The organism is Defluviimonas sp. D31 (assembly GCF_033436765.1).
Classification (GTDB): domain Bacteria; phylum Pseudomonadota; class Alphaproteobacteria; order Rhodobacterales; family Rhodobacteraceae; genus Albidovulum.
The window spans coordinates 127,568-148,481 of record NZ_JAWQFN010000001.1; the positions used below are offsets into that span (position 1 = coordinate 127,568).

The 20,914-nt window shown below is 65.8% G+C and carries 21 protein-coding genes; 11 read left to right on the forward strand and 10 right to left on the reverse strand.

Annotated elements, in window-relative coordinates; genetic code table 11:
• The first annotated feature begins 22 nt into the window (after positions 1-22).
• Positions 23-2,827: a cyanophycin synthetase gene (cphA, locus tag R5H32_RS00615; RefSeq protein WP_318336754.1), complete on the forward strand. Its 2,805-nt coding sequence runs from the start codon at positions 23-25 to the stop codon at positions 2,825-2,827.
• A gap of 15 nt (positions 2,828-2,842) precedes the next feature.
• Complete coding sequence (locus R5H32_RS00620) at positions 2,843-4,582, forward strand: Mur ligase family protein (RefSeq protein ID WP_318336755.1); 1,740 nt, start codon at positions 2,843-2,845, stop codon at positions 4,580-4,582.
• A gap of 73 nt (positions 4,583-4,655) precedes the next feature.
• On the opposite strand, the gene R5H32_RS00625 is transcribed toward R5H32_RS00620, so the two are convergent.
• From R5H32_RS00625 to R5H32_RS00635, 3 genes are all read right to left on the reverse strand, one after another.
• On the reverse strand, positions 4,656-5,024 hold the full coding sequence (locus R5H32_RS00625) for a hypothetical protein (RefSeq protein ID WP_318336756.1): 369 nt from the start codon (positions 5,022-5,024) through the stop codon (positions 4,656-4,658).
• Between the two features lie 70 nt (positions 5,025-5,094).
• Entirely contained in the window at positions 5,095-5,643 is a 549-nt protein-coding gene (locus R5H32_RS00630; protein ID WP_318336757.1) for a hypothetical protein, read from the reverse strand.
• A 27-nt stretch (positions 5,644-5,670) separates the two neighbouring features.
• The gene (locus R5H32_RS00635; RefSeq protein ID WP_318336758.1) at positions 5,671-6,633 is read right to left on the reverse strand and encodes a homocysteine S-methyltransferase family protein; all 963 of its coding nucleotides are present in this window, start codon (positions 6,631-6,633) and stop codon (positions 5,671-5,673) included.
• Between the two features lie 223 nt (positions 6,634-6,856).
• On the opposite strand from R5H32_RS00635, the gene R5H32_RS00640 reads away from it, so the two are divergent.
• From R5H32_RS00640 to R5H32_RS00655, 4 genes are all read left to right on the forward strand, one after another.
• Positions 6,857-7,438, forward strand: a complete 582-nt coding sequence (locus tag R5H32_RS00640; RefSeq protein WP_318336759.1) for a TetR/AcrR family transcriptional regulator — start codon at positions 6,857-6,859, stop codon at positions 7,436-7,438.
• Positions 7,439-7,467: 29 nt separating this feature from the next.
• Positions 7,468-8,361 (forward strand): PfkB family carbohydrate kinase, encoded by an 894-nt coding sequence (locus R5H32_RS00645; protein ID WP_318336760.1) that lies wholly within the window; start codon positions 7,468-7,470, stop codon positions 8,359-8,361.
• Complete coding sequence (locus R5H32_RS00650; protein ID WP_318336761.1) at positions 8,358-9,275, forward strand: pseudouridine-5'-phosphate glycosidase; 918 nt, start codon at positions 8,358-8,360, stop codon at positions 9,273-9,275. The genes R5H32_RS00645 and R5H32_RS00650 overlap by 4 nt, the downstream gene beginning before the upstream one ends.
• A gap of 66 nt (positions 9,276-9,341) precedes the next feature.
• A complete protein-coding gene (locus R5H32_RS00655) occupies positions 9,342-10,073 on the forward strand; it encodes a DUF502 domain-containing protein (RefSeq protein WP_318336762.1) in 732 nt (243 codons plus the stop codon).
• A gap of 39 nt (positions 10,074-10,112) precedes the next feature.
• On the opposite strand, the gene R5H32_RS00660 is transcribed toward R5H32_RS00655, so the two are convergent.
• Positions 10,113-11,150 carry a patatin-like phospholipase family protein gene (locus R5H32_RS00660; protein WP_318336763.1) on the reverse strand — a complete coding sequence of 346 codons (1,038 nt, stop codon included), beginning with the start codon at positions 11,148-11,150 and terminating at the stop codon, positions 10,113-10,115.
• 73 nt (positions 11,151-11,223) lie between these two features.
• Positions 11,224-11,997 carry a 3-hydroxybutyrate dehydrogenase gene (locus R5H32_RS00665; RefSeq protein ID WP_318336764.1) on the reverse strand — a complete coding sequence of 258 codons (774 nt, stop codon included), beginning with the start codon at positions 11,995-11,997 and terminating at the stop codon, positions 11,224-11,226.
• A gap of 341 nt (positions 11,998-12,338) precedes the next feature.
• Here R5H32_RS00665 and R5H32_RS00670 point away from each other — a divergent pair, with 341 nt between their 5' ends.
• From R5H32_RS00670 to R5H32_RS00690, 5 genes are read left to right on the forward strand one after another with little or no spacing between them, the layout of a single operon-like run.
• Entirely contained in the window at positions 12,339-14,165 is a 1,827-nt protein-coding gene (locus R5H32_RS00670; protein ID WP_318336765.1) for an extracellular solute-binding protein, read from the forward strand.
• A 4-nt stretch (positions 14,166-14,169) separates the two neighbouring features.
• A complete protein-coding gene (locus tag R5H32_RS00675; protein ID WP_263332845.1) occupies positions 14,170-14,283 on the forward strand; it encodes an entericidin EcnA/B family protein in 114 nt (37 codons plus the stop codon).
• Positions 14,284-14,332: 49 nt separating this feature from the next.
• Positions 14,333-14,806: an arsenate reductase ArsC gene (locus tag R5H32_RS00680; protein ID WP_318336766.1), complete on the forward strand. Its 474-nt coding sequence runs from the start codon at positions 14,333-14,335 to the stop codon at positions 14,804-14,806.
• On the forward strand, positions 14,803-15,453 hold the full coding sequence (locus R5H32_RS00685) for an MIP/aquaporin family protein (protein ID WP_318337321.1): 651 nt from the start codon (positions 14,803-14,805) through the stop codon (positions 15,451-15,453). The genes R5H32_RS00680 and R5H32_RS00685 overlap by 4 nt, the downstream gene beginning before the upstream one ends.
• A 51-nt stretch (positions 15,454-15,504) precedes the next feature.
• Entirely contained in the window at positions 15,505-15,831 is a 327-nt protein-coding gene (locus R5H32_RS00690) for a hypothetical protein (protein WP_318336767.1), read from the forward strand.
• A 9-nt stretch (positions 15,832-15,840) separates the two neighbouring features.
• On the opposite strand, the gene phoB is transcribed toward R5H32_RS00690, so the two are convergent.
• Genes phoB through pstC form a run of 5 tightly spaced genes read right to left on the reverse strand, consistent with a single transcriptional unit; the run spans position 15,841 to position 20,869 of the window.
• On the reverse strand, positions 15,841-16,524 hold the full coding sequence (gene phoB / locus R5H32_RS00695; protein ID WP_318336768.1) for a phosphate regulon transcriptional regulator PhoB: 684 nt from the start codon (positions 16,522-16,524) through the stop codon (positions 15,841-15,843).
• Between the two features lies 1 nt (position 16,525).
• A complete protein-coding gene (gene phoU / locus R5H32_RS00700; RefSeq protein ID WP_318336769.1) occupies positions 16,526-17,239 on the reverse strand; it encodes a phosphate signaling complex protein PhoU in 714 nt (237 codons plus the stop codon).
• Between the two features lie 11 nt (positions 17,240-17,250).
• Entirely contained in the window at positions 17,251-18,048 is a 798-nt protein-coding gene (gene pstB / locus R5H32_RS00705; protein ID WP_318336770.1) for a phosphate ABC transporter ATP-binding protein PstB, read from the reverse strand.
• A 20-nt stretch (positions 18,049-18,068) separates the two neighbouring features.
• Positions 18,069-19,412 (reverse strand): phosphate ABC transporter permease PstA, encoded by a 1,344-nt coding sequence (gene pstA, locus R5H32_RS00710; RefSeq protein ID WP_318336771.1) that lies wholly within the window; start codon positions 19,410-19,412, stop codon positions 18,069-18,071.
• Entirely contained in the window at positions 19,409-20,869 is a 1,461-nt protein-coding gene (gene pstC, locus R5H32_RS00715) for a phosphate ABC transporter permease subunit PstC (protein WP_318336772.1), read from the reverse strand. The genes pstA and pstC overlap by 4 nt, the downstream gene beginning before the upstream one ends.
• Positions 20,870-20,914: the final 45 nt, after the last annotated feature.

A 20,914-nucleotide genomic window follows, 5' to 3' on the forward strand; every position in this document is an offset into this window, starting at 1 on the left:
GATAAAGGGGAGGAGATCCGCAATGAAGATCGTTTCGACGAACGTGTTTGTCGGCCCGAACGTGTGGGCGGGATTTCCCGTCATTCGCTACGTCGTCGACCTCGGAATCCTGGAGGACTGGCCTTCGGCAAGGATCGGCGAGGACTGGATCAACGCGCTCGTCGCGGCGCTGCCGGGACTGCAGGAGCATGGCTGTTCCTACCGCGAACCGGGTGGCTTCATCCGACGCTTGCGAGAAGGCGAAGGCACCTGGCTCGGCCATATCGCCGAACATGTCGCTCTTGAGATCCAGGGCGTCGCGGGATCCGAGGTCACCTTCGGCCGCACCCGCTCGACCGGCGTGCCGGGACAGTACAATCTCGTCTACCAATACCACCAGCGCGATGTCGGGTTGGAAGCCGGACAGTTGGCAATCCGGCTCCTGATGCATCTCCTGCCCGATGAACTGAAGGCGCAGGTCGAGTATGAATTCGATCCCGAGTTCAACTTCCCGGACGAATTGAAAAGCTTCGTCCTCATGGCGCAGCGCAAGGAATTCGGACCGTCTACGGGATCGCTTGTCAAGGCGGCCGAGGAACGTGACATCCCGTGGATCCGGCTCAACGACAACTCGCTCGTCCAATTCGGCCACGGCAAGTTCCAGCAGCGCATTCAGGCGACCATCACGAGCGAGACCAAGCATATTGCGGTCGAGATTTCCTGTGACAAGGAAGACACCCACAACATGCTGAACGACCTCGGCCTGCCGGTGCCGCAGCAACGGCTGGTCTATTCGCCGACCCAGGCCGTCCGGGCGGCACGGCGCATCGGCTTTCCGGTCGTGGTCAAGCCGCTGGACGGCAACCACGGGCGCGGAGTTTCGATCAACCTGACCGAGGAGGCGCAGGTGGAAACCGCCTTCGACGAGGCCAGGGCGCACTCCAAGAGCCGCGGCATCCTCGTCGAAAGTTTTGTCACCGGCATGGATCACCGGATGCTGGTGGTCAACGGCGAGTTGGTGGCGGTGGCCAAACGCGTACCCGGCCACGTCATCGGCGACGGCAAGCACACGATCGCGGAGCTTGTCGAGATCGTGAACTCCGACCCGCGCCGGGGCATCGGGCACGAGAAGGTATTGACCAATCTCGAACTCGACACCCAGGCAGAACGGCTGATGGCTGATGCCGGGCATACCGCTGAAACCGTCCTTCCGGCGGGCGAGACGTTCTTCCTGCGCTCTACCGCGAACCTTTCGACCGGCGGGACCGCGATCGACATGACCGATGTCTGTCACCCCGACAACAAGGACATGGCGGAACGCACGATCAAGTCGGTGGGGCTCGACGTGGGCGGCGTCGATTTTCTCACGCAGGACATCACCAAGAGCTACAAGGATATCGGCGGCGCGATCGTCGAGGTGAACGCGGCGCCGGGCTTCCGGATGCATGTCGCGCCGTCCGAGGGCAAGCCGCGCGACGTGGCCGGCAAGGTCATCGACATGCTCTTCCCGAAAGGCAGGCGGACGCGGATCCCGATCGGCGCCATCACGGGCACGAACGGCAAGACGACCACCTCCCGGATGCTTGCCCATATCATGAAATCCTCGGGCAAGATCGTCGGCATGACCTCGACCGATGGCGTCTATGTCGACGGCAAGCTCACCGTGAAGGGAGACATGACGGGCCCCGCCTCGGCGCAGATGGTGTTGCGTGACCCCTCGGTCGATTTCGCCGTGATGGAGACCGCGCGCGGCGGCCTCGTGCGGTCCGGCCTCGGGTATCAGCGTTGTGACGTCTCGGCCTGTCTGAACGTCGCCGCAGACCATCTCGGGATGGGCGGGATCGATACGCTCGAACAGCTTGCCGTAGTCAAGCGCGTCGTCGTCGAAACCGCGACCGACACCGTGGTCTTGAACGCGGACGACTTGCATTGCCTGCGCATGGCCGATTTCTGCAAGGCCACGCATATCTGCTACGTGACGACGAATTCCGACCATCCGCTGGTGAAGGAGCACATAAAGGCCGGCGGTCGTGCCGTGGTTCTGGAAAAGGCCATGAACGGCGACATGATCACGATCTATGCCAACGGTGTTCACCTGCCGGTCCTCTGGTCGCACCTGATCCCGGCGACTCTGGAGGGCAAGGCGCTCTACAACGTGCAGAACGCCATGTTCGCCTGCGCGATGGCGCACGCCTTCGGGCTCGACCTCGACAATATCCGCCACGGGCTCAGGACCTTCGATACCTCGTTCTTCCAGGTGCCGGGAAGGACGAACGTCTTCGACGAACACCCGTTCAAGGTCATCCTCGACTATGGTCACAATCCCGCCGCCATTGCCGCCATGGCTGGCCTCGCCGACCGGCTCGACGTCAAGGGGCGCAGGCTTGTCGTTTCGGCCATGCCGGGTGATCGCCGCGACGAGGATATCGTGGCGGCGGCACAGGCGCTTGCCGGGCATTTCGACCACTACTTCCTGAAGCCGGACGATGACCGCCGGGGACGCGGGCCGATGGAAGTGCCCGAGATGATCCGCGACGAGCTTTTGAAGGCGGGTGTCGAAGATAATCGCATCACGCTCGTCGAAAGCGAGACTAAAGCCGTCGATTTGGCCTTGCAGGCGGCGCAGCCGGGCGATCTTCTCGTAGTGTTCGCCGACGAACTGGCGCGTTCGTGGAAGCAGATCATCTACTTCAAGAAGGCGGAGCGCGAGGCCATCGTCACCGCAAAGCCGATCCGCGTGGAGCGCCCCGCCCCCGAATTCGAGGAACTGATGTCCGGGGCGGATCAACTGATCCGCGACGAACGCGGCGTGCGACTCGCGCGTGTCGAGACTGAGGAGTCGGACTGAACGAGGCCAAGGGTGATGCAGTCCGACGCGTTGCAGGACCTCCTGGAAATCCCGGTGCCCGACCATCCGGCGCTGGTTCTGGATGGCTGCCGCAGGCTGCTTGGACCGAACCTCTACGGGCCGGAACCGGGCGCTGTCGGCGATGGTCTGGCCTCCGGGTTCGATCCGCATGTGATGCTGCAAGCCTGGGTCCATCACGCTCGCGGCCTGCTCGACGGGCTTGGCTGGACTTCAACGCATATCCTCACGCGGCCCTTTGATGGCGGTGCCAGCCTCTTCTTTCCCGCCGCAGTGGACCAGCTCTTTACCGCCGCCTTTATCGTCGAGGCGGCGTGGTACTACACGGCGACCGAACTTTTGCAGATCGATCAGATCCCAATCGACCGCATGATCGCGGATCTGCGCCGCGTCAGCAAAGCCGAGGAGAACCCCGCACTGGTTGCCCTCGTCGCGGAAGCCTCCCGGCGCGAGATCGACCGGCTGCTTGACGACGACGCCCTGACGCTCGGGCATGGCGCGGGATCGGCGACATGGAAAAGCGGCAATCTTCCGGAATCTCCCGACTGGTCGCATCTTCACGACATTCCGATCGCGCTTGTCACCGGAACGAATGGCAAGACGACGACGACGCGGCTCATAGCGGCCATGGGCAAGGCGGCCGGGCTGGTGTCAGGCCTGTCCTCCACCGAATTCGTGAAGGTCGGCGACGATATCCTGGACAAGGGTGACTATTCCGGCCCCGCGGGCGCGAGACTTCTGTTGCGCGACACGCGACTGGAGCTTGGCGTGCTGGAGGTCGCGCGGGGTGGCATCCTGCGTCGGGGCGTGCCGGTGACGCGGGCCCGGGCGGCTGTCGTGACGAATGTCGCCGCCGATCACCTCGGGCAGTACGGCATCAACACGGTGCCCGAACTCGCCCAAGTGAAGCTGGCCGTGCACCGGGCACTCGCGCCGCACGGCGTTCTGGTCCTGAATGCGGACGATCCACTTGTCGTCGCCGCAGCCAAAGACGCAACGGGGGAGCAGGTCTGGTTTTCCCTCAGTGCCCAGGCAGCCGAGATCGTGACCGCACGACGCGCGAAGCGCCCTTGCGGATGGCTCGAGAACGGCCTGATCATGCTGTCGGACGGTCATACGGAAGCGACGTTGATTGCCGTCGAGGACGTCCCCCTGACGCTCGGCGGCGCGGCGCGCTACAACATCGAGAACGTGCTTGCCGCGGCACTTGCTGCGCGCGCCCTCGGCATTCCCGAAAGAGCGATTTCCGCGACCTTGTCGCGGTTCAGAAGCGATCCCACGGACAATCCCGGCCGCGCCAACGAATTTGCGGTGCGCGGCGCGCGGATCTTCGTCGACTTCGCGCACAATCCTCACTCTATTGCCGCCGTGGCATCGGCGATGGCCGTGCTGCCAGCGCGGCGGAGATTCGTTCTTCTGTCTCACGCGGGCGACCGGTCCGACTCGGATATCCGCGCGTTGACGGCGGGTGCCCTGGCTTTCAATCCGGACTATGTCGTGGCAGCGGAAAATCCGAAATACCTGCGGGGCCGACGGCCTGGGGAGGTTTCGGAGATCATTCGTCAGGCAAGCCTCGACCTCGGTCTTCCGGAGGACAGGATCGTGATGGCTGACAGCCCTTTGGATGGTGCCCATAAGATCCTGAAGCGCGTGAAAGTCGACGATCTCGCATTGCTTCTCGTACATGATGAAAGACCAGAGATCATCGAGATGCTACAGAGCGACGCTTCACGGTAGCCGGCCAGTTCGATAGAAACTGTCACACGGATTCGATCCGGTCTCCGCCGAGACAGAAGGCCTGTCGGCACTGTCAAAGGAACTTTGGTTGAGGTGCAAGCGGGCGCCGGACGGTACTGTCAAAGATCTTTTGCACCCTTGGCCACGCGACGACGGCTCCGTGGGTTTGATCCGCGAACAATGGGTTCATTGGTGCTGACAGACCAATTCGAAAGAGTTTCACCAAGGGCAGGATGGTTCTCTCCTTTCCCGCACAGGGGCCGCACCACTCGGCGAGAGCGGCGGCGCGGGCAACGCCAACCTTTATCGGGTCACTGCCGACAGGAGCCGTCATTGACCAGAAATGCAGGGCGATGCCCTCGCTGGCCTGGTTGACCATCTCGACGATGGAGCCGGCATCTGCGGCGCGGGCCTTGCGGATGGTCAGATCGGGTCTGGTCATGGAAACGCTCCTGTCTGTCGGGTCGTCCGCCCGGCCGAAGATCGCGGCCGGGCGCATGGTACGGGCCATCTCAGTCGAGTGCCGCGCGCTGGCGGGCCGGTTCGAGCACGACCTGCAGGCGTACGCCGTAGCCGTCGGTCATGCCAAGTCGCACCTGTTCGAGCGCAGCGCCGGCACTGGCATAGTCGCCGGTTCCCCCGGTGACCGCCCGTGTCACCGGCACGCCAATGTCGGCGAGTTCGGTGCCCTGGCTGATGAGAACGTCGCCGTTGGCGAACTGGTAGACCTGCCGGGTCACGACGATGTCGCCGGTGAGCGTACGCAGGCCCTCGCCGACAAAATAGCCGTCGCAGGTCCAGGTGCCGATGACCTTTTCGGGAAAGGCCGGGCCTCCGTCTGGCAGGGTTCCCTCGACGCCGCCGTCGAGCGTGCCGGCCGGATAGAAATAGCCTTGCGTGATGAAGGGCGTGCCATAGGCCGGGGATCCGTCATCGAAGGCCGGGGCGGCCGCATGGACGAACCGCGACAGATCCTCGGCCACGTCAAAGCCGCTGAGGGGAGCTGCGGCGACCGGCAGCGCGAGGCCGGTGGCGAAGGCGGTGATGGTAAGGAACTTCATTGGTCTTCTCCTTTTTTTGTCTGACATTCACGCAACGGCAACGACGGGTTCCACGACATGCCGGGCGACGCAGCCGACGTGACGGTGATCGGTCCCGCAGCAGCCGCCGGTGACCTTGAGCCCCGGCATGAGCCCGGCGAAGGCGGCATGAAGCCGGCCGAACTCCTCCGGATCGCCGTCATCGAGCTCCTCCGCCCTGTCGAGTTCGGCATGGCTGAGACGCGAGGCATTGGCGCGGATTCCGCCGATCCGGGCGCGCCAGTCACCCTGTCCAAGTTCGGCCGCGAAGTGATCGGGATGGGCGCAGTTGATCATGTAGTAAAGCGGCCTGGCCCCGGTCGCGGCATCGGTCTCGGCAATCGCCGTGCCGATCGTCTGGCCGTTCGGCAGGCGCCCGTCGGTCTCCACGGTGAAGCTGACCACCGCCGGAACGCCCGCCGCCTGCGCGGCCCGGACGATCCCGATCGCCTCGCCGGGATGGGTCATCGTGATGGCGCCGATGAAATCCACGCCCTCCTCGGCGAGGAGACGGACCTGCCCGGCATGCAGCGCCTCGGCCTCGTCCGGCGCCAGCAGGTTCTCTGGCGCATAGCCGTCTCCGGCCGGCCCGACGACGCCCTCGATCAGGATCGGGTCGACCCGCTTCTCCCACCGCGCCCTCAGGGCCTGTGCGAAGGCCACCGACGCGCGCGCGAGCTGCCGCAGTTCAGCCTTCGGCCGCCCGATGGCCGCGGCCCAGTGGTCGGCCGCCCTCCAGGTGGCGGTGTCGAGCACGAATCCGGTCCCGGCCGCCTCGGCGATGGCGAGGAACCGCTCGAAATAGCGGGTCACGGCCGCTCGCGTCCCCGCGTCATCAAGAAGCACGACGGCGGAAAAGGCGGGGAGGTCCAGCCCCTCGTGGAACACCATCGAAGTCTCGAACCCTCCGTCGGTCAGGTAGATCCGAGGGTCGTCGAGAAATTGGCGCGTGACGTCCGTATGCAAGGTCATTTCACTCCTCCTTTGTCCATAAGAAAGGAATGACGAAATCCGGCTTTGAGACCTAGTTTGCTTGCGGTATACTGCGGGGTAACATTTTTTGCCCTTTTAATTCAGGAGCTTGCGCCAGACAGCGTGAAGCCTGCCGCAGCTTCGCCCTCGGGGAACTGGACCGGCGGTCCAGTAAACGCAAGGGAGCGAGATGGCAAAGCAGACCGACACCAAGACCCGGATCATGGACATCGCCGAGGCGGCGGTGCTCTCCAAGGGCTTCGACGCGACCTCGATCGAGGAGATCGTGGCCGGGGCGGAAATCACCAAGGGGGGCTTCTTCTACCACTTCCCGGACAAGAATGCGCTCGCTCATGCGCTGATCGAGCGTCACATAGAGGTCGAGAACGAGATCTTCGACGGTCTCTGGTCCCGGGCGAGAGAGTTGAGCGACGATCCCTTGCACACGACCCTGATCGGCCTGCGGCTTCTGGCCGAGCTGCTGGAGGACATGCCCAACGGGCACCCCGGCTGCATCGTGGCGACGGCCGCCTATCAGGACCGCCTGTTTGATCAAGAAGTGCGTCAAGCCAACCGGCGCGCCGTCCTGGCGTGGCGGCGGCGCTTCCAGGATGTGTTCGAAGAGTTGTGCGCGACCTATCCCCCCCGGGACGACGTCGACACCGAGGCCCTGGCGGACATGATCGGCACCGTGATCGAGGGCGGGATCGTCATGGGCAAGGCGCTCGGCGAGCCCCACATGATCGTCGGCCAGATCCTGCTCCTGCGGCAGTTTATCCGCCAGACATTTGAACCGCGCTTGTAGTTGGCAGCGTTTCCCGGCAAACCAGCGCGATGACAGCGCAGCCCGACATTCTCTGCATCGGCTCCGTTCTTTGGGACATCATCGGCCGCACGCCCGCACATATGGGCGCGGGCGCCGACGTGCCCGGCCGCATCACCCGCCTGCCCGGCGGCGTGGCCATGAACATCGCGATGACGCTCGCGCGCTTTGGAGTCCGCCCTGCCCTCCTGACCGCCGTGGGACGCGACCCGGAGGGTGACGAGCTTGTCGCCGCCTGCGCCCGGATGGGGCTCGTCACCCGCCATATCTACCGGTCCGACGACCTGCCGACCGACCGCTACATGGCGGTGGAGGGGGCGAACGGCCTCATCGCGGCGATCGCGGACGCCCATTCTCTGGAAGCCGCCGGCGACAAAATCCTGCGCCCGCTTACCGACGGCGCGCTCGGACGGGAGGAAGCGCCCTGGGCCGGGCCGATCGCGCTCGACGGCAATCTGACTGTTGGACTTCTCGCCGACATCGCCCGTTCGCCGCTCTTCGCCGCGGCCGACCTGCGCATCGCCCCGGCCTCGCCCGGCAAGGCCGAAAGGCTGCTGCCGCTCCTGCCCGTCGCCAATGCCACGCTATATGTGAATCTTGAAGAGGCGGGGCTCCTCGGTCACTGCCGCTTCACCACCGCCCCGGAGGCGGCGGCGGCCCTGGTCGACCGCGGCGCCGCGCGCGTGCTCGTCACCGATGGCGACCGCACCACGGCAGATGGCTCGCGCGAGGGCATCGTCACCGCCGATCCGCCGGCGGTTCTGGTCACCCGCGTCACCGGTGCGGGCGACACCTTCATGGCGGCCCATATCGTCGCCGAGACGCGGGGCGAAGACCGCGCGACGGCACTCCGTTCGGCGCTCGATGCCGCCGCGCAATATGTATCGGGAGATATCGGATCGTGACCGACTTGCCCCTCGCCTTCTCGCCCGAGGTCGCCGAAGCGCGCCTGAATAGCGGGCCCATTGTTGCGCTGGAATCGACGATCATAACGCACGGCATGCCATTCCCGCAAAACCTGGAAACGGCCAGCCGGGTGGAGGCCGAGATCCGCGCGCATGGTGCCGTGCCTGCGACCATCGCCGTGATGGGCGGCAGGCTGCATGTCGGGCTGACCGCGGCCGAGCTGGAGCGGCTGGCACAGGCCGAGTCGGTGATGAAGCTCTCGCGCGCCGACATCGCCGCCTGCCTCGCCGCCGGCCGCACCGGCGCCACGACCGTGGCCGCGACGATGATCGCCGCCCGCCTCGCCGGGATCGCCGTCTTCGCCACAGGCGGCATCGGCGGCGTCCATCGGGGGGCCGAGACCTCCTTCGACATTTCCGCCGATCTCCACGAACTCGCCCGCACCCCGGTCACCGTCGTCGCCGCGGGAGCCAAGGCGATCCTCGACTTGCCGAAGACGCTCGAGGTGCTCGAGACGCTCGGCGTCCCGGTCATCGCCTATGGGCAGGACGAGTTTCCCGCCTTCTGGTCACGCCGGTCCGGCCTGCCCGCGCCGCTGCGGATGGACGGAGCCCGGGACATCGCCGCCGCGCATCTGATGCGCGCGCGCCTCGGGCTCGAAGGCGGCCAGCTGGTCGCAAACCCGATCCCCGAGCCCGCCGAGATCCCGCGCGCCGAGATCATGCCGGTGATAGAGACCGCGCTCGCCGAGGCCGAGGCGCAGGGCATCGCCGCGAAGGCGGTCACGCCGTTCCTGCTCGCGCGGATCTTCGATCTGACCGGCGGACGCTCGCTGGAGGCGAATATCGCGCTCGTTCTGAACAATGCCCGGCTCGGGGCGGCCATTTCCTGCGAAATCATCCGGCAATCCTGACTTTCTGCCCATTGTGGGGCGCCTGCGGACCTCTTACATTCCCCACGGGAACGGGAAACGCAGACGATGAAGCCAGAACACGACGGCCACGAACACGGCATCATCCAACCGCCGCGGCGGCGGGGTATTCTCGCCCGGCTGCGCGCCAACTTCCTCACCGGCCTGGTGGTCGTGGCGCCGGTGGGGCTGACGCTCTGGCTGATCTGGACGGTGACCGGCTGGATCGACAGCTGGGTGCTGCCCTTCGTGCCCGACCAGTACCAGCCCGACCGTTTCATCAAGGACATCTTCGGCGAGGACACCGCGATCAACGTCCGTGGCGTCGGCGTCGTCGTCTTCCTGCTCTTCACCGTCTTCGTTGGCTGGATCGCCAAGGGGCTGATCGGCCGGTCACTGATCGCCTGGGGCGAGGGGCTGGTCGACCGGATGCCGGTCGTGCGGTCGGTCTACAGCGGCGTCAAGCAGGTCGCCGAGACGGTCTTTTCCCAGACCGAGTCGAAGTTCGACAAGGCCTGCCTGATTGAGTACCCGCGTCCTGGCATCTGGGCGATCGGCTTCGTCTCGACCGCGGCCAAGGGTGAGATCCTCGCGCGGCTGCCCGACGACGAGGTGATGACGGTGTTCCTGCCGACGACGCCGAACCCGACGTCTGGATTCCTGCTCTACGTGCCGAAACGCGACGTGTCCTTCCTCGACATGTCGGTCGAGGATGCCGCGAAGCTGGTGATCTCGGCCGGGCTCGTCTATCCCAACGGCAAGGACAAGGACAAGGAAAAGCCCCAGATCGCCGCCCAGTGAGCGGTGCCGTGGGGAGATGGTCCGGACACGCGGTCGCGCTCAGGCGATGAAGCTCGCGAGGTCGACGCTGCTCTCGCCGTTGAGGCGCGCCCCGTCGCGCTCGAGGAACGCCGCCGCCGCCGCGCGCCCGGCCGCCTTCAGTTCCCACAGAAGTCCGGGCGTCGGGGCGAGCTTGGAGCGCGCGTTCAGTCGGTTCATCAACGTGTCGTCGGCGATCATGTGCACCAGCACGTCCTTCATCGCGCCCGGTTCGACCTTTCCCGCCGCGATCAGTTCCTTCACGAAATTGATCGCCCGGAACTCCCTGAGAAGCGATGAGTTGAAGCTGATCTCGTTGATGCGATCGAGAATGTCCTGCGACGACCGCGGAATCGCCTCGCGGCGCAGGGGATTGATGCTCACGACCACGATGTCGTCGGGAAGCTCGGGATCGAAGAGCGGAAAAAGCGCCGGATTGCCGGTGTAGCCGCCGTCCCAGTAGGCCTCGACCTCGCCGGTCTCCGGATCGGCCACCTCGACCGCCCGGAACAGCGTCGGCAGGGCCGCCGACGCGAGTATCGCCTCGGTCGAGATCGCTTCCCCCGAGAAGACCGCGATTTTGCCGGTTCGGACATTGGTCGCGGCGACGAAAAGCGCCGGCCCGGCGGCGGCACAGACCAGATCGTAGCGGAACCGCTCGACCACCCGCGCCAGCGGATTGACGTAGAACGGGCCGAAGTCATAGGGGCTGAAAAGGCGCGTGAACGTCTCGGCCGGCGAGAACGGGGCAAAGCGTTCGGCCACGTCCTCCCAGAGGTTCGAGACCGGCAGGAAGGCACGGAACCATCCCGAAAGCCGCATGTCGCCGACCGCGCCGACCTGGGTCCAGAGCCAGTCGAGGTTGGTGCGGGCGCCCTCGCGTCCGCCCATCGCCAGCCCAGCCTTCAGTGCGGCACCGTTCAGCGCCCCGGCCGAGGTGCCCGATATCCCGGCGATCTCGATCGTCTCCTCCTCGAGGAGCCTGTCGAGCACACCCCAGGTGAAGGCGCCATGCGCGCCGCCCCCCTGCAGCGCGAGATTGATCCGCCGGACCGTCATCGCCCGCCCTTTCCGTTCGACATGAACGTCGCGCTTCGGGGCCCGCCGCCGCGTTCCCCGGGTCGGTTATCGATCAGAGTGCGGTCCAGCCGCCGTCCACCGAGATCGTCGTGCCGGTGATCTGCGCGGCGGCGTCCGAGCACAGGAAGACCGTGGTGCCGCCGATCTCCTCGACGGTCGCGAACTGGCGCGAGGGCTGGCGCAGCAGCATGACCTCGCGGATCACGGTCTCGCGGTCCATGTTGTGGACCTTCATCTGGTCGGGGATCTGCGCTTCGACGAGCGGGGTGAGCACATAGCCGGGGCAGATCGCGTTGCAGGTGATCCCCTGCCCCGCGGTCTCAAGCGCCACGGTCTTCGACAGGCCGACCACGCCGTGCTTCGCGGCGATGTAGGCCGACTTGAACGGCGAGGCGGTCAGCCCGTGCGCCGAGGCGATGTTGACCACCCTGCCCCAGCCTTTCTCGCGCATCCCCGGCAAGGCAGCCGCAGTCGTGTGGAACGCGGACGAAAGATTGATCGCGAGGATGGCGTCCCATTTCTCCACCGGGAACTCGTCGACCGGCGCGACATGCTGGATCCCGGCATTGTTGACGAGGATGTCACAATCACCGGCTTGTTTTACAAGCGCGCGGCATTCGCCGCCCTTCGACATGTCGGCCTTGATGTAGCGCGCCCGGACACCGAACTCCTTGCCGAGATCGGCGGCGAGCGCGTGGTCCTCATCGCTGTCGGTGAAGGAATTCAGCACCACATCGGCGCCGGCCCGCGCCAGTTCGCGCGCGACGCCAAGCCCGATGCCGGAGTTCGATCCGGTGACGATCGCGGTCTTTCCCGAAAGGTTCATGATGCGCCTCGTTTTCATTGCGGTGCGGCAAGACTACATGCTGCGCGCGCAAAGAACAGGGGTTCGAGCCGAATTTCCTGCCCGCCGGCCGCACCGATTCTCAACGCCGGGCGCCCTTGCTCCTACACTTTGCAGAGCGGCCCCAGAGCCAATAAAAAAACGCCCGCACGAGGCGGGCGTTAAGTTGTTGAGGCAGGTTTCATACAGGCAAGAAACCTATCGAGCAGTGCATTCTTTATACGCGGTCCTTCGCCAACGGCCAAGCTAAAAGTTTGAAAAGGCAGGAAAGCACGGCTAGCGTCTGCGCATAACGAACAAGAGCAGTTGGGATTGTCGACCAAATGAGAGCCTATTTCTTTATCCGGCTTGGACAGGCTGCGTGCCTTGCCGCGCTTCTGGCCGCGTCGCCAATCGCCGCGACGAGCGCCGCTGCCGAGCCGCAGCACGGCATAGCTATGTATGGCCGTCCGGCCCTGCCACCTGATTTTGTGTCGCTTCCCTATGTGAACCCGGACGCGCCGAAAGGGGGAAGAATCCTCTTCGGCGAACCGGGCGGGTTCGACTCGCTTAATCCCTACATCCTCAAAGGCACCGCGCCCTGGGGTCTCGGTCTCCACACGGTCGAGACGTTGATGGGCCGCTCGATAGACGAACCCTTCACGCTCTACGGCCTCCTGGCCGAATCGGTCGAGACCGACGAGGACCGGACCTGGGTCGAGTTCACGCTGCGCCCCGAGGCGCGCTTCTCCGACGGCAGCCCGGTCACGGTCGAGGACGTGATGTGGAGCCACGAGACGCTCGGCACGATCGGCCACCCCCGTTACCAGACCGCCTGGGCGAAGATCGCGAAGATGGAACAGACCGGCGAGCGTTCGGTGCGGTTCACCTTCAACACCGCCGACCGCGAGCTTGCGCTCCTGATGGGGATGCGGCCGATCCTGAAGAAGGCGCAGTGGGAGGGCAAGGATTTCGCCGCGAGCTCGCTCGATGTACCTATGGGCTCGGGGCCTTACGTGGTCGACAGGTTCGAACCGGGCCGTTTCATCAGCTTCAAGCGCAATCCCGACTACTGGGGCAAGGATCTCGCCTTCAACAAGGGCCAGAACAACTTCGACGAGATCCGCTACGACTATTTCGGTGATGGCGATATCGTGCTTCAGGCCTTCACCGCCGGCGAGACCACGAGCCAGCGCGAATACAACGCCGCCAAATGGGCGAGCCAATACAACTTCGCGGCCGTGCAATCCGGCGAGGTCGTGAAGTCCGAGATACCGAACCAGCGACCCTCGGGCATCACCGGCCTCGTCATGAACACCCGCCTGCCGGTCTTTGCCGACTGGCGGGTGCGCGAGGCGATGACCCTCGCCTTCAACTTCGAGTTCATCAACCAGACCATGAACGGCGGCACCGAACCGCGCATCACCTCGTACTACTCGAACTCGGTGCTCGGCATGGGTGCCGGCCCGGCCGAGGGCAAGGTGGCCGACCTGCTCGCCCCTTTCGCCGCCGAGCTGCCGCCCGGCACGATCGAGGGCTACGCGCTTCCCGAGGGAAGCGCCGACCGCGCGCTCGACCGCAAGTCGCACAGGAAGGCCGTGGCACTTCTGGAGGAGGCGGGCTGGACCGTAAAGGACGGTGTCCTGAAGAACGCCGAAGGCGCGCCCTTCGAGTTCGAGATCCTTCTCGCTGCTGGCGCGACCGAGACTCAGACAGTGGTCGACATCTATGTCGAGGCGCTGAAGAACCTCGGCATCTTCCCTCGCGTGACCGTGGTCGACAGCGCCCAGTACAAGGAGCGCACGAACAATTACGAGTTCGGCATGACCTGGTACACGCGCGCGCTGTCGCTCAGCCCCGGCAACGAGCAGTATCTCTACTGGGGGGCGGCGGGCGTGACGGAGCCCGGCAGCCGCAACTGGATGGGCATGAACGCGCCTGCCGCCGAAGCGATGATCGAGTCGATGGTGGAAAGCCGCAGCCAGGAGGACTTCATCGCGGCGACACGGGCGCTCGACCGGGTGCTGACGGCGGGGCGCTACGTGATTCCGGTCTGGTTCTCCAAGGTCTCACGCATCGCCCATTCGGCGCATCTTCACTACCCCGAGCGAATTCCGCTATACGGCGACTGGCCGGGCTTCCAGCCCGAAACCTGGTGGTATGAGGAATGACCCGATGAAGAAGATTGCCCTGCTCACCGTCCTCCTGGCGTTGGCGGCCTGCAACACCGTGGCCGGCGTCGGCGAGGACGTCTCGGGCGGCGCCCGCACCGTGCAGAGCTGGTTCTGAGACGGCGCCGCGTCGCAGAGCCGTTACAATCGCGCGCTAGAGGGCGGGCATGAACATACTCGTCCTCTGCACCGGCAACTCGGCCCGCTCGATCCTCCTCGAAGCGATCCTGATCCATGATGGCGCGGGCCGTGTCCGCGCCTTCTCTGCCGGCTCGCGCCCCGCGGGCCGGGTCCATCCGCAATCGCTGCGGCTCCTTGACGCCAAAGGGATCGATATCTCCGGGCTCCGCTCGAAAAGCTGGGACGAATTCTCCGGACCCGAGGCGCCAGTCATGGACATGGTGGTGACGGTCTGCGGCTCGGCCGCGGGCGAGACCTGTCCGATGTGGCCGGGCGCGCCGCTCCGCGCCCATTGGGGCGTCGAGGATCCCGCCGCGGCGTCCGAGGACGACCAACCAGCCGCCTTCGCCGAGGCCTGGAGCATCCTCTCGGCTCGGGCCCATCTTCTGCTCGCTCTGCCGTTCGAGACGATGGACCGCGCCGCGCTCTCGGCCGAGCTTGCCCGGATCGGAACGCTCTGATGACGCGCCGCCTTGCCGCCGAGGCGCTCGGCACCGCCTTCCTGCTTATCGCCGTCGTCGGCTCGGGGATCATGGCCGAGACGCTTTCGGGCGGAAATACCGGCCTCGCGCTCCTTGCCAACGCGATCCCGACCGGCTGCGCGCTCTATGTGCTGATCACGGTGCTCGGCCCTGTTTCGGGGGCGCATTTCAACCCCGCCGTCACGCTCGCCTTCGCGCTGATGCGCCGGATCGCGCCAGCCGAGGCCGCAGCCTATGTCGCCGTGCAGATCGCCGGCGGCATCGCCGGGGTCTGGCTCGCCCACGCGATGTTCGACCTCGATATCCTGCAGCTTTCCACGACCGCGCGCACCGGCGGCGCGCAATGGCTGGCCGAGGTGATCGCCACCTTCGGCCTGCTCTTCGCGATCCTCGGCGGGCTGCGCCATGCCCCGGCCCAGGTGCCGGCGCTGGTCGGCACCTACATCACCGGTGCCTACTGGTTCACCGCCTCGACGAGTTTCGCCAACCCGGCGGTGACCATCGCGCGCGGGCTAACCGACACCTTCGCGGGCATCGACCCCGCCCATATCCTCGCCTTCGTCCTGGCCCAGGCGGCCGGTGCCACGCTTGCCGCGTTTTCTCTGCCGAGGCTCTTTTCTGACTGAGCGATCGGGTGCAGACTGGGAAAAACCTCAATTCCCTGCGGAGCATCCGCGATGAAATGGCATCATGTTCAGGAAAACTGGTCCGCGTTCTTTGACGCGATTCTCGACAAATGGTCCGACGCCGACGAGGCTGAACTGGAAGAGATCGACGGCGATCAGCGCGCGTTCATCGCCTATGTCGCCGAATTGACCGGCCAGGAACCCTCCGACGCGCGCGACGAGATCCGCGAGTGGCTGGCGGGGGAGCTGCCCTCCGACGTCGTGATGGATCCGCGCCACGACGACCACTCGATCCGGCTTTCGGGCAAGTACCTTCCGGAAGGCGAGGACGAGTCCGACGACGATGCGCGCTTCGGCGACGATGGCTCGGATCGCTGAGGCCGTGCCTCAGCCGAGCGCGTAGCCCGCGCCGCGCACGGTGCGGATCGGATCATCGCCGCCCTGGGCGCAAAGCGCCTTCCTCAGCCGCCCGACATGGACGTCAACGGTACGGGTGTCGACGTAGATCTCGCGCCCCCAGACCCGGTCGAGAAGCTGGTCGCGGCTCCAGACCCGGCCGGGCTTCTCCATGAAGGTCGCGAGCAGCCGGAACTCGGTCGGGCCAAGCTTCAGCGCCTTGCCGTCCCGGTGGACCCGGTGGGTCTCGGCGTCGAGCGTGATGTCCTCGTATTCCAGCGTCTCGCCCAGGACCGCGGGCCGCGTGCGGCGCAGCTGGGTGCGCACCCGCGCCATCAGCTCGACCACGGAATACGGCTTGACCATGTAGTCGTCCGCCCCGGTCTCGAGCCCGCGCACGAGATCGACCTCTTCGGACCGCGCCGAGAGCATGATGATCGGCACCCCGCGCGTCTCGGGCCGCGACTTCAGCCGGCGGCAGACCTCGATCCCCGAGACATTCGGCAGCATCCAGTCGAGCACGATCAGGTCGGGCGTCTCCTCGGCCACGAGAAGCAGCGCCTCCTCGCCGTTGTCGGCCTGGGCGACGCGAAAGCCTTCGGCTTCGAGATTGTAGATCAGAACCTCGCGCTGGGCGGGTTCGTCCTCGACCACCAATACGCTCGGCGCCTGCATCTCATTGCCCTTCGATACCGACCGTGGTCACGCTGTCGGCCTTCGGCCGGCTCTCTTCCGGCATGGCGCCGGTGACGAGGTAGATCACCTGCTCGGAGATCGTCGTGGCGTGGTCGCCCATACGCTCGATGTTCTTGGCGATGAAATGCAGGTGCATGCAGGGCGTGATGTTGCGCGGGTCCTCCATCATGTGGGTGAGGAACTCGCGGAAGAGCGCGGTGTACATCTGGTCGACCTCGCGGTCGCGCGCGCGCACGTCTTCGGCCAGCGCCACGTCGCGCGAATTGTAGGCGTCGAGCGCGTCCGACAGCATCTGCACCACCGCCTTCGACATCCGCTTGAGCGCGCCGCCGGCGCCGGGAATGTCGTGCATCTGGCTCAGCACCGCGGTGCGCTTCGCCATGTTCTTGGCGAAGTCCCCTACCCGCTCGAGGCTGGAGGCGATCTTGAGCACCGAGAGCGCGGTCCGCAGGTCCGACGCCGCCGGGGCGCGCAGCGCGATCAGGCGCGCCGTCTCCTCGTTGATCCTCTCCTCGAGCGCGTCGATTGCCTTGTCGCCAGCCCGTACCTTTTCGGCCATGTCCTCGTCGCGCGCGGCGAGCGCCTCGGCGGCGTCGAGGATCGCGGTCTCGACCATGCCGCCCATGCGCATGACGAGGCCCTGAACGGCCTCCAGATCGCGGTCGAAGGCGCGCAGGATGTGCTGTTCGCTCATGTCGGTCTCCCTCAGCCGATCCGGCCGGTAATGTAGCTTTCGGTGCGCGGATCGCGCGGGTTGGTGAAGATCTGGCCGGTCTCCCCGAACTCGACGAGATTGCCGAGATGGAAGAAGGCGGTGCGCTGGCTCACCCGCGCGGCCTGCTGCATCGAGTGGGTCACGATCACCACCGAGAAGTTCTCGCGCAACTCGTCGATCAGCTCCTCGACCTGCGCCGTGGCGATAGGGTCGAGCGCCGAGCAGGGCTCGTCCATCAGGAGCACCTCGGGCGAGGTCGCCACCGCGCGGGCGATGCAGAGCCGCTGCTGCTGACCGCCCGAAAGCCCGGTGCCGGGCGAGGTCAGCCGGTCCTTGACCTCGTTCCAAAGGGCGGCGCGGCGCAGCGACGTCTCGACGACCTCGTCAAGTTCAGCCCGGTTTCGGGTCAGGCCGTGGATGCGCGGACCGTAGGCGACGTTGTCGTAGATCGACTTCGGGAACGGGTTCGGCTTCTGGAACACCATGCCGACGCGCGCCCGGAGCTGCACCGGATCGACGCGCTTGTCGTAGATGTCCTCGCCGTCGAGCTCGATCCGGCCCTCGACGCGGCAGACCGGTATCGTGTCGTTCATCCGGTTGAGGCAACGCAGGAAGGTCGACTTGCCGCAGCCCGAGGGGCCGATGAAGGCCGTGACCGTGCGGTCGGCGATGTCGACATCGACGTCCTTGATCGCGTGGTTGGTGCCGTAAAAGACCTGCACGCCACGGGCGGTGATCTTGTTCTCGCGCGCCGACGCGGTGCGTTCGGCCAGTCGCATGTCTTCCATGGTTTCTATCTCCGCCATTCTTACCACCGCCGCTCAAATCGGTTGCGCAGCAGGATCGCAACCGCGTTCATCACCAGCAGGAATACCAGCAGAACGATGATCGCACCCGAGGCCCGTTCTACGAAAGCTGGATCTGAGCGCTGGGTGAAATTGTAGACCTGCACGGGCAGAGCCGACGCAGGATCGAAAAAGCCCTCGGGCGGCGCGGCCGGGAAGTCGCGCACGAAGGCGACCATGCCAATCAGGAGAAGCGGCGCAGTCTCGCCGAGCGCCTGGGCAAGGCCGATGATCATGCCGGTCAGGATGCCGGGCATCGCCAAGGGCAGCACGTGGTGAAAGATCGTCTGCATCTTCGAGGCGCCGACCCCGAGGGCCGCCTCGCGGATCGAGGGCGGCACCGCGCCAAGTGCGGCACGGGTCGGGATGATGATCCGGGGCAGCGTCATCAGCGTCAGCACCAGCCCGCCGACGATGGGCGCCGATTGCGGCAGGCCCGCGAAGTTGATGAAGATCGCGAGGCCGAGGATCCCGAATACGATCGACGGCACCGCCGCGAGGTTCGAGATGTTGACCTCGATGAGGTCGGTCCAGCGGTTCTTCGGCGCGAATTCTTCCAGGTAGATCGAGGCCGCGACGCCGATCGGCAGCGACAGGACCAGCACGATGATCATCATGTAGGCCGAGCCGAGGATCGCGACGCCGAGACCCGAGGCTTCGGGCCTCAACTCCGAGGCGTCCGGGCCGGTGATGAAGTCCCAGTTGAAGGCCTTGACGAGCAGCCCCTCGGCCACGAGCGCGTCGGCAAGCCGAAGCTGGTTCGGCGTCACGTTGCTGTCGCGCTCGGCGCTCTGCATCGTCACGCGGCCCTTGAGGTAGCCGTCGATCCGGCCGTTGGCGAGCACCTTGACCTTCACCGTCTCGCCGACGAGATCCGGATTGGAGAGCACCCGCTCGCGCACCTGTGCCGCCGCCTCCTTGGAGATCATGTTGGCGACCTCCTTGTCGGTCAGCCCCTCGACCGCGATACCCTTCGCGGCGACGGCCTCTTTCAGCGCCTTGTCGATGAGCTTGCCATAGCCGATCGTGGTGACCTTCTTCATCTCCTCGGGATCGCGGTTGCCCTTCTTGTCGAGCACCGCCGCGTCGAGATGCATGTCAAGCAGAAGCGAGGACTGGCGGAAGGCGCTGGCTCCGTTGGCGAAGACCGAAGTGAGCAGGATCGCCAGTGCCGCGAGGCCGATCATGAGCGCCACCAAACCATAGAGCCTGAACCGCTTCTCGGCCGCGTTACGGCGGCGGGTGCGGGCGTCGACCTCGATCAGCGAGCCGCGCTGCGGCGTGGTCGGAAGAATGGCGTCGGTCATTCGTACTGTTCCCGGTATTTGCGCACGACAACAAGTGCGAGCACGTTCAGCACCAGCGTGAATAGGAAGAGCATCATCCCGAGCGCGAAGGCGACAAGCGTCTCGGGCGAGGCGAACTCGGTGTCACCGGTAAGCTGGCTGACGATCTTGACGGTGATCGTGGTCATCGCCTGGAACGGGTTGAGGTCAAGCTTGGCCGCGGCCCCTGCCCCCATGACGACGATCATAGTCTCGCCAATCGCCCGGCTCGCGGCGAGAAGGATCGCGCCGACGATGCCTGGCAATGCGGCCGGCAGGATCACCTGGCGCACGGTTTCGGACTGCGTCGCGCCGATCGCGTAGGAGCCGTCGCGCAGCGATTGCGGCACCGCGTTGATGATGTCATCCGACAGCGAGGACACGAACGGAATGAGCATGATCCCCATCACGAGGCCCGCCGTCATCACCGAGGCCGAGGACGTGCCGAGCCCGAGCGGCTGGGCGAAGTAATCCCGCAGGAGCGGGCCGACCGTGATCAGCGCGAAGAGACCGTATACGATGGTCGGGATGCCGGCGAGGATCTCGATCGCGGGCTTGGCGAAGGTGCGGAGCCGCTTGGAGGCGTATTCCGACAGGTAGATCGCGATCAACAGCCCGACCGGCACCGCGAAGATCAGCGCCACGAAGGAGACATAGAGCGTCCCCCAGAGGAGCGGCCAGATGCCGAGATCGGAGCCGCCTCGGAACTGCGGGTTCCAGGTCAGGCTCAGGAAGAAGTCCTTGGCCGGGTAGAGCTGGAAGAAATGGATCGACTCGAAGAGGAGCGAAGCGATGATGCCCGCGGTGGTCAGCACCGCGACCAGCGACGAGGCGATCAGCGCGGCGAGGACGAAGCGTTCGAAGACGTTCCGCGCGCGGTACTCCGGCGAGACGCGGCGCAACGACAGAAGCGCCCCCACGAGCGACACCGCGATCACCGCCGCGGTCAGCGCCAGCCGCGCGCCATGGCTGTCTGACCGGTAGGCCTTCGCCGCCTCAAGCACGTTCGGCCGCAATTCGGCGCCGAGCGCGACGCCCGCGTCACTCAGGAGGCTGCCGAGCTCGGCGTCTCCAGCCTGTAAACCGGCGAGCGCTTCTTCAGTAACCGCACCTGACGCGATCGCGTTATCGAGCCCCTCGGCGAGACGGCGCACGTCGCTCATCACCAGGGTGGCGGATCCGCCCTCAGGGATGTCGGAGGGCTGGATCATCGCGCCCACCCGCGCCTCGATCATCAGTGGCTGAAGGAACAGCCAGACCGCGAGCAGAAGGAGCGCCGGGACCGAGGCGAAGAGAAACACCGTCTGCCCGTAATAGCCGATGAGCGAGTGGAGGTTGCGGCGGTCACCTTGCGCGCCGGACAGCGCACGGTGGCGACCCAGCACATAGCCCGTCGCGGAGATGGCCAGCACGATCAGGACGAGGACGGCGATGTTCATGGATGCTTCCGAGTGAAGGGACGGGCGGCGCCGATGGCGCCGCCC

What these genes read in the sequence shown, in the direction of transcription:
- cphA (WP_318336754.1), top strand. Translation starts at nt 23, where the DNA reads ATGAAGATCGTTTCGACGAACGTGTTTGTCGGCCCGAACGTGTGGGCG.
- R5H32_RS00620 (WP_318336755.1), top strand. Translation starts at nt 2,843, where the DNA reads ATGCAGTCCGACGCGTTGCAGGACCTCCTGGAAATCCCGGTGCCCGAC.
- R5H32_RS00625 (WP_318336756.1), bottom strand. Translation starts at nt 5,024, where the DNA reads ATGACCAGACCCGATCTGACCATCCGCAAGGCCCGCGCCGCAGATGCC.
- R5H32_RS00630 (WP_318336757.1), bottom strand. Translation starts at nt 5,643, where the DNA reads ATGAAGTTCCTTACCATCACCGCCTTCGCCACCGGCCTCGCGCTGCCG.
- R5H32_RS00635 (WP_318336758.1), bottom strand. Translation starts at nt 6,633, where the DNA reads ATGACCTTGCATACGGACGTCACGCGCCAATTTCTCGACGACCCTCGG.
- R5H32_RS00640 (WP_318336759.1), top strand. Translation starts at nt 6,857, where the DNA reads ATGGACATCGCCGAGGCGGCGGTGCTCTCCAAGGGCTTCGACGCGACC.
- R5H32_RS00645 (WP_318336760.1), top strand. Translation starts at nt 7,468, where the DNA reads ATGACAGCGCAGCCCGACATTCTCTGCATCGGCTCCGTTCTTTGGGAC.
- R5H32_RS00655 (WP_318336762.1), top strand. Translation starts at nt 9,342, where the DNA reads ATGAAGCCAGAACACGACGGCCACGAACACGGCATCATCCAACCGCCG.
- R5H32_RS00660 (WP_318336763.1), bottom strand. Translation starts at nt 11,150, where the DNA reads ATGACGGTCCGGCGGATCAATCTCGCGCTGCAGGGGGGCGGCGCGCAT.
- R5H32_RS00665 (WP_318336764.1), bottom strand. Translation starts at nt 11,997, where the DNA reads ATGAACCTTTCGGGAAAGACCGCGATCGTCACCGGATCGAACTCCGGC.
- R5H32_RS00670 (WP_318336765.1), top strand. Translation starts at nt 12,339, where the DNA reads ATGAGAGCCTATTTCTTTATCCGGCTTGGACAGGCTGCGTGCCTTGCC.
- R5H32_RS00675 (WP_263332845.1), top strand. Translation starts at nt 14,170, where the DNA reads ATGAAGAAGATTGCCCTGCTCACCGTCCTCCTGGCGTTGGCGGCCTGC.
- R5H32_RS00680 (WP_318336766.1), top strand. Translation starts at nt 14,333, where the DNA reads ATGAACATACTCGTCCTCTGCACCGGCAACTCGGCCCGCTCGATCCTC.
- R5H32_RS00690 (WP_318336767.1), top strand. Translation starts at nt 15,505, where the DNA reads ATGAAATGGCATCATGTTCAGGAAAACTGGTCCGCGTTCTTTGACGCG.
- phoB (WP_318336768.1), bottom strand. Translation starts at nt 16,524, where the DNA reads ATGCAGGCGCCGAGCGTATTGGTGGTCGAGGACGAACCCGCCCAGCGC.
- phoU (WP_318336769.1), bottom strand. Translation starts at nt 17,239, where the DNA reads ATGAGCGAACAGCACATCCTGCGCGCCTTCGACCGCGATCTGGAGGCC.
- pstB (WP_318336770.1), bottom strand. Translation starts at nt 18,048, where the DNA reads ATGGAAGACATGCGACTGGCCGAACGCACCGCGTCGGCGCGCGAGAAC.
- pstA (WP_318336771.1), bottom strand. Translation starts at nt 19,412, where the DNA reads ATGACCGACGCCATTCTTCCGACCACGCCGCAGCGCGGCTCGCTGATC.
- pstC (WP_318336772.1), bottom strand. Translation starts at nt 20,869, where the DNA reads ATGAACATCGCCGTCCTCGTCCTGATCGTGCTGGCCATCTCCGCGACG.